Source organism: Saccharothrix mutabilis subsp. mutabilis, from assembly GCF_039521145.1.
Classification (GTDB): Bacteria; Actinomycetota; Actinomycetes; order Mycobacteriales; family Pseudonocardiaceae; genus Actinosynnema; species Actinosynnema mutabilis.
This window is the reverse complement of sequence record NZ_BAAABU010000003.1, coordinates 39,731-51,831: the sequence shown is the minus strand read 5'-3', so window position 1 is coordinate 51,831 and position 12,101 is coordinate 39,731. Positions and strand designations below refer to the sequence as shown.

The 12,101-nt window shown below is 72.4% G+C and carries 11 protein-coding genes; 6 read left to right on the top strand and 5 right to left on the bottom strand.

All coding sequences use genetic code 11. The features are described from left to right. Positions 1 to 126 precede the first annotated feature (126 nt). Positions 127 to 1,305, top strand: a complete 1,179-nt coding sequence (locus ABD126_RS07965; RefSeq protein WP_343933016.1) for an ROK family transcriptional regulator — start codon at positions 127 to 129, stop codon at positions 1,303 to 1,305. A 383-nt stretch (positions 1,306 to 1,688) separates the two neighbouring features. Here ABD126_RS07965 and ABD126_RS07960 read toward each other — a convergent pair whose 3' ends face one another. From ABD126_RS07960 to ABD126_RS38780, 3 genes are all read right to left on the bottom strand, one after another. Then, positions 1,689 to 3,581 carry an acyl-CoA dehydrogenase family protein gene (locus tag ABD126_RS07960; RefSeq protein ID WP_343933015.1) on the bottom strand — a complete coding sequence of 631 codons (1,893 nt, stop codon included), beginning with the start codon at positions 3,579 to 3,581 and terminating at the stop codon, positions 1,689 to 1,691. A gap of 87 nt (positions 3,582 to 3,668) precedes the next feature. After that, complete coding sequence (locus tag ABD126_RS07955) at positions 3,669 to 4,784, bottom strand: serine hydrolase domain-containing protein (protein WP_343933014.1); 1,116 nt, start codon at positions 4,782 to 4,784, stop codon at positions 3,669 to 3,671. A 102-nt stretch (positions 4,785 to 4,886) separates the two neighbouring features. Next, entirely contained in the window at positions 4,887 to 6,053 is a 1,167-nt protein-coding gene (locus tag ABD126_RS38780) for an endonuclease (RefSeq protein ID WP_425542764.1), read from the bottom strand. A 200-nt stretch (positions 6,054 to 6,253) separates the two neighbouring features. Here ABD126_RS38780 and ABD126_RS07940 point away from each other — a divergent pair, with 200 nt between their 5' ends. Genes ABD126_RS07940 through ABD126_RS07930 form a run of 3 tightly spaced genes read left to right on the top strand, consistent with a single transcriptional unit; the run spans position 6,254 to position 7,502 of the window. Beyond that, positions 6,254 to 6,706 (top strand): hypothetical protein, encoded by a 453-nt coding sequence (locus ABD126_RS07940; RefSeq protein ID WP_343933013.1) that lies wholly within the window; start codon positions 6,254 to 6,256, stop codon positions 6,704 to 6,706. Between the two features lie 27 nt (positions 6,707 to 6,733). Further along, positions 6,734 to 7,114, top strand: a complete 381-nt coding sequence (locus tag ABD126_RS07935) for a hypothetical protein (protein WP_343933012.1) — start codon at positions 6,734 to 6,736, stop codon at positions 7,112 to 7,114. After that, positions 7,107 to 7,502, top strand: coding sequence for a hypothetical protein (locus ABD126_RS07930; RefSeq protein WP_343933011.1), 396 nt, complete (start codon positions 7,107 to 7,109; stop codon positions 7,500 to 7,502). Before ABD126_RS07935 ends, ABD126_RS07930 begins: the two co-directional genes overlap by 8 nt. Before the next feature lie 12 nt (positions 7,503 to 7,514). On the opposite strand, the gene ABD126_RS07925 is transcribed toward ABD126_RS07930, so the two are convergent. Beyond that, the gene (locus ABD126_RS07925; protein ID WP_343933010.1) at positions 7,515 to 8,000 is read right to left on the bottom strand and encodes a MarR family winged helix-turn-helix transcriptional regulator; all 486 of its coding nucleotides are present in this window, start codon (positions 7,998 to 8,000) and stop codon (positions 7,515 to 7,517) included. A gap of 65 nt (positions 8,001 to 8,065) precedes the next feature. Between ABD126_RS07925 and ABD126_RS07920 the strand changes: the two genes are divergently transcribed. Both ABD126_RS07920 and ABD126_RS07915 read left to right on the top strand, forming a co-directional pair. After that, positions 8,066 to 8,986 carry an EamA family transporter gene (locus ABD126_RS07920; protein WP_343933009.1) on the top strand — a complete coding sequence of 307 codons (921 nt, stop codon included), beginning with the start codon at positions 8,066 to 8,068 and terminating at the stop codon, positions 8,984 to 8,986. After that, on the top strand, positions 8,958 to 9,518 hold the full coding sequence (locus ABD126_RS07915) for an NAD(P)-dependent oxidoreductase (RefSeq protein WP_343933008.1): 561 nt from the start codon (positions 8,958 to 8,960) through the stop codon (positions 9,516 to 9,518). The genes ABD126_RS07920 and ABD126_RS07915 overlap by 29 nt, the downstream gene beginning before the upstream one ends. Here the strand turns inward: ABD126_RS07915 and ABD126_RS07910 are convergent. Beyond that, the gene (locus ABD126_RS07910) at positions 9,515 to 12,052 is read right to left on the bottom strand and encodes an alpha-N-acetylglucosaminidase (protein ID WP_343933007.1); all 2,538 of its coding nucleotides are present in this window, start codon (positions 12,050 to 12,052) and stop codon (positions 9,515 to 9,517) included. The two genes, ABD126_RS07915 and ABD126_RS07910, sit on opposite strands and share 4 nt — an antisense overlap. Between the last annotated feature and the right edge of the window lie 49 nt (positions 12,053 to 12,101).

The following is a 12,101-nucleotide window of genomic DNA, read 5'->3' as shown; positions in this document are numbered from 1 at the left end:
CGCCTTGACGCCGGCCGAACTCGCCGGTCAGGGAAACGGGCGGCTGACATCGTTGTCAAGACTGATCACCCGGCTTGTCCACAAGCCTGTCCGGTTGTTGCTCCACCCGATCTAGACTCACTCGCTGTGACGGTCCGGAAGTCGCCCCAGGTGGGCACCCCCGCGGGCATGCGCGTGCTGAACCAGCGGGCGGTGCTGGACCGGCTGCGCCGCGGCGGTCCCGCGACCCGGCCGCAGATCGCGAAGGACACGGGACTGTCCAAACCGACCGTGGGCCAGGCGCTGCTGGACCTGGAGCAGCACCGGCTGGTGCGCCCCATCGGCCGGACGACGGCCGGGCCGGGGCGGTCGGCGATGGTGTACGAGGTGAACCCGGCGGCCGGGCACGTGCTGGGCGTGGACATCGGGCGGCAGCGCATCCGGGTCGCGGTGGCGGACCTGGCGGGGTCGGTGATCGCGCGGGTGGACGAGCGCAACCGGTGCCGGACGGCCGGGGCGCTGGTGCGGACGGTGCGGGACCTGGCGGTGCGGACGGTGTCCGACGCGGGGTTGTCGTTGGCCGAGATGGTGGTCAAGGTCGTGGGGACGCCGGGCGTGCCGCGGGACCGGACGCTGCTGCACGCGCCGAACCTGCCAGGGTGGGAGCGGCCGGGGTTGCTGGACGAGCTGGAGACGCTGCTCGGGCCCGACCTGGTGGTGGAGAACGACGCGAACCTGGCGGCCGTGGGCGAGCGCGCGTACGGGGCGGCGCGGGGCGTGGACGTGTTCGTGTGCGTGACGGTCGGGACCGGGATCGGCATGGGGATCGTGGTGGACGGCCGGTTGTTCCGCGGGGCGAACGGCGCTGCGGGCGAAGTCGGGTACCTGCCCTATCCGTCCGATGTGGACGGTGCTGCCCGGGGGCGGCTGGAGTCCGCGGTGGCGGCGGAGTCCGTGGTGGCGTTGGCGCGGTCGCGCGGGTTGGGGTCGGTGAAGTCGGCGCGGGACGTGTTCGCGTTGGCGCGGGGCGGGGACGCGCGGGCGTTGGACGTGGTGCGGGACGAGGCCGAGCGGTTGGCGTTCGTGGTCGCGTCGGTGGCGGCGGTGATCGACCCCGAACTGGTGGTGCTGGGCGGCGGGATCGGCAGCAACACCGACCTGCTGGGGCCGCCGCTGGCGGAGGCGCTGGCGCGGTTGACGCCGTTGGCGCCCCGGATCGTGGCCGGCGAGCTGGGCGACGGGGCGGTGCTCAGCGGTGCGGTCGCGATCGGGCTGGCGGCGGCCCGCGATCTCGTGTTCGACCGGCGCGGGGAAGTTACTCTCTGAGAGTAGTCGAGTGCCCCTCACCTGGTAATTCACTCAATTGTCGTAGGTGTTAACTGGCCAGTAGTGGCATAGCGTTACCACACCTCCTCCTGGAGGGTGTGTGTCCTTCCGTTGTTGCAAAGGGGAGTCGGACGGGGAGTACGGGGGACGTGGTCCCCATCCGGCCGTCACACGGGGCAGGTGCCGCGCCCGCAAACACCTGCCCCGTGTGCCAACGGACCGCGCACCACCCCGCCCTGAGCCGCCGCCCCAACGGCTCAGGGCCGGCGCTCGTCGAGGGGTCGAAAGGCGGCGATGCCAGCCGGGAACCCCCCCGCCGGGGAGCACCCCGCCGGGCGATCACCGAGCCCGCGTCGCCATCGCGCTTGACCTGCGCCAACCCGTCACGGCCGGGGCGTGCGCCGGTGCACGTTCTCCACCGTGGACGCCCGATGCGTCGAGTCCGCGATCCACGGCCCCGGAGTGGACGGATCGAGCACCCCCTCCTCCAGCCACGTGAACCGCCCCTCCATCACGTGCCGCGCCAACACGACGTCCGACTCGTCGGCGTTCGTCCACAAGCGCTCGAACAGCTCGTCCACCCGAACGCGAGCCTGCTTCGCGAACGCGTCCGCCAGCTCGACCGCCCGGTCCCCGTCCGCCGCCGCCTTCACGCACGACGCGCTGATCGCGAACAGCTCCGCCCCGATGTCCACCACCCGCGCCAGGAACCGCTGCTTGCGCTCCATCCGCCCCTGCCACCGGGACATCGCGTAGAACGTGTGCCGGGCCAGCTTCCGGCTCGACCGCTCCACGAACCGCAGGTGCGTCGCAAGAGGACCAAACTCTCCGTAGGCCCTGGGCACCTGCCCGCGCCCGACGACCAGGGTCGGCAACCACTTGGCGTAGAACCCGCCCGCCCGAGCCACCGCCCGCGCCTTCGCCCGACCGTCCGCCTCGGGGTCGATGATGTCCCCCGCCACCGCCAGGTGCGCGTCCACGGCCTCCCGCGCGATGAGCAGGTGCATGATCTCCGTGGACCCCTCGAAGATCCGGTTGATCCTCAAGTCCCGCAACAACTGCTCCGCCGGCACACCGCGCTCACCCCGCCGGGCCATCGACTCGGCCGTCTCGTAGCCCCGGCCGCCGCGCAGCTGCACCAGCTCGTCCGCGACCAGCCACGCCATCTCCGACCCGTACAGCTTGGCCAGCGCCGCCTCGATCCGGATGTCGTGACCGCCCGCGTCGGCCAGCTCGCTGGACAGGTCCAGCACCGCCTCCAACGCGTACGCGGTCGCCGCGATGAACGCCACCTTGCCCGCGATGGCCTCGTGCTTCCCGACCGGCAACCCCCACTGCACCCGCTCGGTCGACCACTCGCGAGCGATCTTGAGGCACCACTTCGCCGCTCCCGCGCACAGCGCCGGCAGCGACAGCCGCCCGGTGTTCAACGTGGTGAGGGCGATCTTGAGGCCGGCGCCCTCCTTGCCGATCCGGTTCGCCTCGGGCACGTGGACCTCGTGGAACCGCGTGACACCGTTCTCCAAGCCGCGCAGGCCCAGGAACTCGTTGCGGTTCTCCACGGTGATGCCCGGCGAGTCGCCCTCGACCACGAACGCCGTGATGCCCTTGCCCGGCACCTGCGCCATCACGACCAGCAGGTCCGCGACCACGCCGTTCGTCGTCCACAGCTTCACGCCGTTGAGCACGTACCCGCCGTCCACGGGCGTCGCGGTGGTGCCCAGGCGGGCCGGGTCGCTGCCCACGTCCGGCTCGGTCAGCAGGAACGCGCTGATCTCGCCCGCCGCGCACCGCGGCAGGTAGGCGGCCTTCTGCTCGTCCGTGCCGAACATCGCCAACGGCTGCGGCACGCCGATCGACTGGTGCGCGGACAGCATCGCGCTCAGCGCCGGGTTCACCGAGCCGACCAGCATCAGGGCGCGGTTGTAGTACACCTGGGACAGGCCCAGGCCGCCGTACTCGGGTTTGATCTTCATCCCGAACGCGCCGAGCCGCTTGAGGCCGACCAGCACCTCGTCGGGGATGAGGGCGTCGCGCTCGATCCGCGCGCCGTCGACGGTCTCGCAGTACTCGCGCAGCTCGGCGAGGAACTCCTCACCGCGTTCGCGGTCCTCGGCGGAACCGGAGGGGTGGGGGTGGATCAGGTCGAGCCGGAAGTGCCCGAGGAACAGCTCCTTGCCGAAGCTCGGGTGCTTCCACCTCGTCTCGCGCGCCTGCTCGGCGACCTTGCGCGCGACGCGCTCGTCCACGTGCCGGTCGGGGTCCACCGCGGTCATCACGGACCTCCCTGGAGCCGGGCTTCCCACGTTACTACCGGCGGGTAGCCCCATCCGGGTGACAGGAAGCCCGGCTCCTGCCCGGGATCAGGCGCAGAGGGCCGCGTCGATCACCTGGATGCGGGTGGTGGCGGGCTCGGTGAGGACGATCGTGTTGGTCACCAGCGCGGCCACGCGGCCGTCGTCGGTGGCGAACGTGCCCGACGAGTGGCCGGTGGACAGGTCACCGAAGTGGCCCCACGCCTCGCCGCCGCACGTCAGCGCCAGCCGCCACAGGCCCAGGCCGTAGCGGGAGTCGGCGGGCACGCCCGGCATGGGGACCGTGGTGCGCATCTGCCGGAGGGTGCTCGGCGACAGCAGGCGGCCGTCGAGGAGGGCGCGCTGGAAGGTCGAAAGGTCGCGCTGCGACGAGACGATCGCGCCCGCCGACGCGATGAACGACGGCTCCACCGAGTCGGTCCGGTCCAGCCAGAAGAAGAACGGGCCCAAGCGCCCGCCCTGGTAGCCGGGGACGAACGGGGCCGCCATCGACCGGCTGCGCGGGTACTCCGTGCGGGTCAGGCCGAGCGGGGCGATGATCCGCGCGGTGATGACGTCGCCGATCGACCGGCCGGTGACCTGTTCGACCAGCAGGCCGGCCAGGGCGAAGTTGGTGTTGGAGTACTCGAACGCGGTGCCGGGCGCGGTGCGCGGCGGGGTGGTGAGGCCGGCGCGGACCAGTTCGCGCAGGGTGTAGGTGCCGTCCGGCTGGGGCTGCGGGTCGCTGGTGCTCGACGTGATGCCGCTGGTGTTCTGGAGGACCTGGCGGACGGTGATCTTCGTGCCGTCGTGGCCGTTGCCGGTGACGACGCCGGGCAGGTAGCGCTCCACGGTGGCGTCGAGGTCCACCGAGCCGTCGTCCACGAGCTGCAACACTGCGACGGCGGTGAACGTCTTGGTCTGGCTGGCGGCGCGGAACCGGTCGTCCGGCGTGATGGGCCGGTTCTCGGTGATGCTCGCCGACCCGCTGTGCAGCGTGCGGGAGTGCGTGTGGAGCGCGGCTCCGGGGCCGCCGGCGGTGGTGCGATAGGAGTCGAGCGCTACTTGCGGGTCGACGGCCGGCTGCGCGTGGGCGACCGCCGGCTGCGCGTGGGCGACGGCCGGGGTGACGGCCGGGGTCACGGATAAAGCGGCGACCAGCGCCACCAAGGACAGGCGTTTCACGAGTGCTCCCCTCATCGTGTCGGGACGTCCCCGAGCTTCGCGAGGGGCGCATGAGGAACTGATGACAGGCGGCGTGGGGGCGGACCCCCACGCCGCCGGCGGTCAGCTCCAGATCGCCGCGACCCACTCCGGGTGGTCGATGAACGGGTTGCGGTTGCGCTGGTAGGAGTCGTAGATGACCTGGTTGCGACGCTTCTCGAACGCGTCCGGCGGGTCCTGCTGGTGCCACTGGAGAAGCACCGACAGGCGGCCGTGGTACGGCGCGGTGCCGTTGCTGACGTTGTTGTTCAGCTCCAGGTTGGCGAAGCCGTCGGTGCCCTCGTAGCGGACGGCCATGTAGAAGAGCATCCGCGCGACGTCGCCCTTGACGGCGTTGCGGGGCTCCCACGAGTCGCTGTCGGTGTAGTTGCCGGGCGCCTCGGCCGCGGCGGTGCCGCCGTTGTCGAAGTCCTTGTTGCCGCGGTCGGCGTTGACCGTCACGTCCTCCGGGCGGAGGTGGTGCAGGTCGGTGCCGGGGCCGGTGGCGGTGCCGAAGTCGCCGTGGGACTTCGCCCAGACGTGCTCGCGGTTCCAGTCGTCCACGTCGCCGCCGTTGAGCGTCTTGCTCTGCGACCGGCCGCTGTAGAGCAGGATGACGTTGGCCGCGTTGTTCGGGTCCTGGTCGGTGACCTTGAGGGCGTTCCACACCTGGTCGTAGGACAGCTTGGTGCCGGTGCGGATGATCTGGTGCAGGGCGGTCTTGAGCGCAGCACCGGTTTTACCGGTGGCGTCCCGGTAGTAGTCGTCGGTCGGCGGGGCGCTGGTCGTCGTGGTCGTGCTCGTGGTGGTGGTGCTCGGTGTGGTGGTGGCGCCGGCGAAGGCGAAGGCCGTGGCGGACGTCAGCCCGGGGTGGGCGAAGTAGGCGGAGAGCGTGCCGGTGACGTCGATGCGCTTGCCGAGCAGGCCGGGGTTGGTGCGCAGGCCCCAGGCCGAGCGGAAGGCGGAGGGGATCTGGACGTAGACCATCTGGCTGGTGCTGGTCTGCGTCGCGGTGTCGGCCAGGGCGAGGGCGTAGTCGTTCGGGAAGTTCGACCGGACCACGGTGGTGGTGGCGGTCGGCTGGCCGACGACGTACCCGCGGACGGTGGCGGTCGAGCCGTTCTGCTGGCTGATGGCCTGGGTGACGGTGATGGGCGTGGCCGCGTTCGAGGCGGCCGGGACGAGCAGGGTGGTGACGATCGTGGCGGCGGCGGTGAGTGCGCCGGCCAGTCGCCAGGGGAACTTTCGCACGGTTGGGTGTCCTCTCCCCGATAGCGGCGTCGCAGGGTGACAGCACGCGTCAGAGGTCCTGACTGTGCGTGATCACGTGCGCATGATCACTCCGGCAGCATCGCACGGAAGTGACCACGATCGAGTGATGAGCGGCTCACGGTGAAGTGGCCGGGACATGACCGGTTGGTGGGCGGTTGCTCCGAGCGGACCATGGCCACATGCGCGCGCTGCTGCTGGTGCTTGCCCTGGTGTCGCCACCCGCCTCCGCCACGACCACGACAGCCACCGCCGCGCCGGCCGCCGCACTCGCCACCGCCACACCCGCCGCCGCCGCGCCGGCCGCCGCACTCGCCACCCCGACCACCGGCGCGACATCCGGCACCCCGACCACCGGCGCGACCACCGGCACCCCCGCCTCCGAACGGCTCGGGTACACGTTCGACCGGGACACCACCCAGCGCATCCACGACGTCGTGGTGGCGGGTGGCGAGCCCGCCCTGGCCGCGTTGTGCGTCCGGGTCGCGCCGGGGTGGCTCAAGCTCGCCTGTCCCACGTTCGCCGAGGTCGTGGCGGAGTACGTGGCGGATCGGCCGCCGCTGGGCCGCTGCCTCCGGGTCGACGCGCGGTTCGAGGTGCCGCCGCTGACCGCCGCCTACGTGGAGTGCCCTTAGAGTGCTCCCCGTGGAGGACCTGGTTCGATGATCGACTTCCTGGCCGTGGCGCTGATCGTGCTCTCGCTGGTCTGCGCCGCCTGGGCGCTGCTGCTCGTGGCCCTGAACAAGCCCCTGACGCTGGACACCAAGCTGACCCTCGGCATCGCGGGCGCGGTGGTGCTGCTGGAGTTCGGGCTGCTCGTCCAGGCCGTGATCGGCGTCGTCAAGCTGATCGGGCTGGACCGCGACATCGCGTCCGCCACCTTCGTCGGCTACCTGATCGGGCCGGTGGTCGTGCTGCCGCTGGCCGGGTTCTGGGCCATCGCCGAACGGTCCCGCTGGGGCGCGTCGGTGCTGGTCGTGGGGTGTCTGAGCGTTCCCGTGATGGTCGTGCGGCTGCAACAGATCTGGGCGGGCCATGCCTGACACGCGGTCCGGGCCGGGGCGGTTGTTGATCGCCGTGTACGGGTTGTTCGCGGTGGCCGCGTCGGCGCGGTCGGGGGTGCAGATCGCGACGCGGTTCGCCGAGGCTCCGGTGGCCTACCTGCTGTCCGCGTTCGCGGCGGTGGTGTACGTGGTGGCGACCGTGACGCTGGCGGTGGGCAGCCGGGCGTCCCGGCGGGTCGCGTGGGTGTCGTGCGCGGTCGAGCTGGTCGGCGTCGTCGTGGTCGGCGCGGTCAGCTACCTGGCGCCGGCGTGGTTCCCGCAGGCGACGGTGTGGTCCCACTTCGGCAGCGGCTACCTCTTCATCCCGCTGGTGCTCCCGGTCCTGGGCCTGCTCTGGCTGCGCCGCACGGCCGTCCCGGCGGCGTAGGACGCCCCCGTTCTACTCGGCCGACTCCAGAAGCGTCCGGAGGACGTCGGCCAGCGCGTCCCGGCCGGCCGGGTCGAGGGCCGCGAGCAGGCGGTGGCCGGTGGCCAGGTGGTCGGGGAGGGCCGCGTCCACCAGGCGCTGCCCCTCCTCGGTGAGCGAGACGACCACGCCCCGGCCGTCCACCTCGCTCGGCTTGCGCGTCACCAGGCCCCGCGCCTCCAGGCGGTCCAGGCGCTGGGTGATCGCGCCCGACGTGACCATGGACGAGCGCATCAGCTCCGTCGGCGTCAGGCAGTGCGGCGGGTCGCTGCGGCGCAGGGTGGCGAGGACGTCGAACGACGCCCGGTCCAGCCCGTGCCTTGCGAACGTCTCGCGCTGGGCTGCCTCGACCACGCGTGCGAAGCGGTTCAACCGGCCCAGCACGGCCATCGGGGACACGTCCAGGTCGGGCCGCCGCGCGTGCCACTGGCTCAGGACGAGGTCGACGTGGTCTGCCACGCATCTACCTTAGCGGTGAGACACATCACTGGCCAGGTACCTTAGCGATGAGCTAGTTTGACTTAGTGCTAAGCAACCGCCTCGTCACCGCGCTGGGTCCCGCCATCTGGGGCACGACCTACTACGTCACCACCGAGTACCTGCCGGCCGACCGCCCGCTGCTGGCCGGCCTGCTGCGCGCCCTGCCCGCCGGCGTGCTGCTCGTCCTGATCACGCGCCGATTGCCCCAAGGCGACTGGTGGTGGCGGTCGCTGATATTGGGCGCGCTGAACATCGGCGCGTTCCTGCCCCTGCTGTTCCTGGCCGCCTACCGGCTGCCGGGCGGGGTGGCGGCGACCGTCGGCGCGGTCCAGCCGCTGATCGTCGCGGGGCTGGCCGCGGCGCTGCTGGGGCAGCGGATGACCCTGCGCGTGGCCCTGGCGGCGGTCGCCGGTGTCGCGGGCGTGAGCCTGCTGGTGCTGCGGGCCAACGCGGCCCTGGACTGGCTGGGTGTCGCCGCGGCCCTGGGCGGCGCGGCGGTGATGGCGGCGGGTGTCGTGCTGAGCAAGCGCTGGCCCTCGCCGGCGCCGCTGCTGGCGTCGACCGGGTGGCAGCTGGTGTGGGGCGGGCTGCTGCTGGTGCCGGTGACGCTGCTGGTCGAGGGCCTGCCGGACACGATCACCGCCCGCAACTGGGCCGGGTACGCCTACCTCGGCCTGATCGGGGCGGCCCTGTCCTACAGCCTGTGGTTCCGCGGGATCAAGCTGCTCAAGGCCACCGAGGTCACGTTCCTGGGCCTGCTCAGCCCGGTCGTGGCCACGCTGGTCGGGTGGCTCGCGCTGGGCCAGGACCTGACGGTGCTCCAGGTGCTGGGGGCCGTCGTCGTGCTCGCTTCTTTGGTCGTCGCACAGAAACAGGGAGGTAAGACGGATGCGGATCACCGTGTTCGGGGCGGCGGGAGCCGTCGGGAGTCGAGTGGTGACCGAAGCGCGCCGGCGCGGGCATGACGTCACGCCGGTGACCAGGTCGGAACGGCCGGGGTTCGTGGTGGCCGACGCGACGGACGTGGACCAGGTCGCGGGGCTGGCACGGGAAAGCGACGTGGTGCTCAGCGCCACCCGGCCGGCGCCGGGGTCCGAGCCGGACCTGGTGGTCACGGCCAAGGCGCTGCTGGAGGGCGTGCGGCGCAGCACGGCACGGCTGATCGTCGTGGGCGGGGCGGCGACCCTGCGCACGCCCGACGGCGTGCTGGTGCACGAGGTGGAGGGGTTCCCGGCGGACATCCTCCCCATCGCACGGGCGTGCGCCGAGCAGCACGGGGTGTTCACGGAAGAGTCCGAAGTGGACTGGACGTACGCCAGCCCGCCCGCGGTGATCGAACCGGGCGTGCGGACCGGCCGCTACCGGCTGGGCCGCGACGACCTGGTGGTGGACGACCACGGCGAGTCCACCATCTCCCTGGAGGACTTCGCCGTGGCCCTGCTCGACGAGGTGGACCACCCGCGGCACCGCCGGACCCGCTTCACCGCCGCCTACTAGGCCGGCAGCCGCCAGACCTGGTTGGCGCCGCCGTGGCAGGTCCACAGGATGAGGCCGGTGCCGTTGGCGGACGAGCCGCCGGTCGCGTCCAGGCACAGGCCGGACTTGGCGTTGCGCAGCGAACCGTCCGACTGGTGGGTCCAGGACTGCGCCGGCGTGCCGTTGCAGCTGTGGAGCTGCACCGCGGTGCCCGGCGCGGTGCCGCCGTTCCGGGCGTCCATGCACTTGCCCAACGCCTGAAGGGTCCCGCCGCTCGCGGTCCAGGTCTGGGCCGGAGTGCCGTTGCACGTGTAGAGCTGCAACGGCGTTCCGTCCGCCGAACCGCCGTTGGTCACGTCCACGCACTTGCCGCCCACGCCGGTGATCGGGCCGGATTTCGCCAGTGGCGGCAGGGCGGCCACCTCGCCGGCCAACGCCACCGGGTCGCCGGACGGGCTGGTCGGGAGCGGGTCGGTCCGGCGGGCCCACGCGTCCTCCAGCGCGAACCAGTCCACCGCGGCGGGAGCGGCGCCGGTGGCCAGGGCCGTGTCCAAAACCCCGAAGAACTTCGACCAGCGCTGCGCGTACAGGCCGGCGACCAGGCCCGACCACTCGCGGTTGGCGTAGTCGTGCAGGCCGCCGCCCTCGCTGCCCGCGCGGTGGCCCCACGTGGACAGGATCGAGCGCTGGTCGTACTCCAGCCGGTCCTGCTCGGCCGGCGTCGCTCCCCAGGCCCGGGCGCTCGCGGTCCACCGGCCGAGCAGGAACCGGGGGTCGCTGCCCACCAGGCGGTCCAGGAGGGCGATCTCGCGGTTCCACTGGTCGGCCAACTCCCGGAACCGCGCCGGGTCCTTCGCCGTGTAGGCGGCGTTGACCAGCGGCAACAGGGCCCGGCTGCGGTTGGCGAGGGTCTGGCGGGCCAGGTCGACCACGTCGTACCGGTAGGCGTCGCTCGCGCGCAGGGCCGGGGCGACGGCGAGCAGCCTGGTCAGGGCCGTCCGGACGGTCTCCGGGTCGTACCGCATCGCCTCCGGGCTCCACGTCGCGGCGGTGCGGACGGTCAGGGCCGGCCGCGCGGCGAAGAGGCTGTCCTGCGACTCGCTCCACGTCCCCGACGGGGTGCTGTACGGGCCGCGGCGCAACGAGTCCCAGGCGGCCGTGGCGTTGTCGTCCCGGCCGCCGTAGCGGCGGGTGGCGTAGTCGGCGAACCAGCTCGCGTGGTCGAGGGTCGTGGTCCAGGCCAGGTCGGAGAACAGGGCGAACGCCGCCGGGTCCACGGTCGCGGACTCGGGCAGGTAGGCGATGCCGCGCAACGCGCCGGCCGGCTTGGCCAGCCACTGGCGGAACCGCGAGGTCCAGACCGCCGTGTTCGCGCCGATCGTGGTGTGACCGCCGAAGTTCGGGATGGCGCCGAACGCGTACGGCGTGCCGCCCCAGGACGTTTCGCGGTCCAGGTCGTCGTAGCGGTCGGACAGGCCGTCCACGATGAGCATGCCGGACTTGTCCACACCGGACAGGAGAGTGCTCGACGGGTTGCCCTGCCAACCGAGGATCGCCCAGATGGCACCGGGATGCGCGGCACGAAGAGCGTCCTGGACCGCTCGCGCGGCGCGCGGGACGTCGACCGTGCCGGCGTTGCCGCCTTCGTGGAGCAGGTCCATCTTGTAGATCGCGCTGGAGCCGAAACGGGCCTTCTGCGCCGCGTAGTACGCCGACGCCACGCGTGCGAACAGCGCGTTCGTGGGGTCCAGCCACGCCGGCCGCTGGAATCCGACCCACGTGCCCTGCTGGACCACGCTCGCGCCCGGGTTGCGCGCGGCGAAGTCCGTCGGCACGGTGCCGAAGTAGCCGGGCAGCACCGGCGTCATGCCCAGTCCCCGCAGGTAACCGGTCAGGCGTGCGCCGAGGTCCGCGCGAGCCGTGATCAGCTGCTCCGACACCGGCCCGCCGAAGCCGCTCAGGTTCTGGAGCAGCCACCACGGCTGGTGCGCGGGCGCGGGGATCCACGCCCGCAGCTCGGCGGCGGTGTACCCGAACCGCTGGAACGCCTGGTAGTACGGGAACTCCGCCCCGACCTGGACGTAGACCTCGTTGTAGCCGTTGAGGGCCAGGACGTCCACCTCGCGCTGGAGCGCGGCGAAGTCCCGGTACGCGCCCGCGTAACCGTCCTGGGTGTCGTTGAGCGCGTAGCGGTGCGGGACGACGGCCGTGCGGGTGGTGGCGGTGACCGCCGGGAGGGTCGCGGGCAAGCGGTTCAGGCTGTCGCCGACCAGCCCGATGTCCACTCCGGCAACGGTCCGCAGGTACCAGCCGACGCCGGCGAGCAGCGTGGCCGGGGACGTGCCGCGCACGGTGATCGCACCGGAGGTCCCGGACACCGCGTACTCGTCGCGGCCCGTGGTGGCCTGGAGGGTGAACTGGCTCGCGTGGGCCGGCAGGAGCCGGCTGAGCACCGCCGCGGCGGGCGCGGTGTCGAAAGCGGCGGGCTGGGCGGTGGCTGGCGGGGTGCTGAGCAGGCCGGCGACCAGCGCCGACACCACGAACGTCCTGAACACGGCGGCTCCCGAGGTGGCCGGAAGTGGTCCAGACCAGAGTGGGGCAATG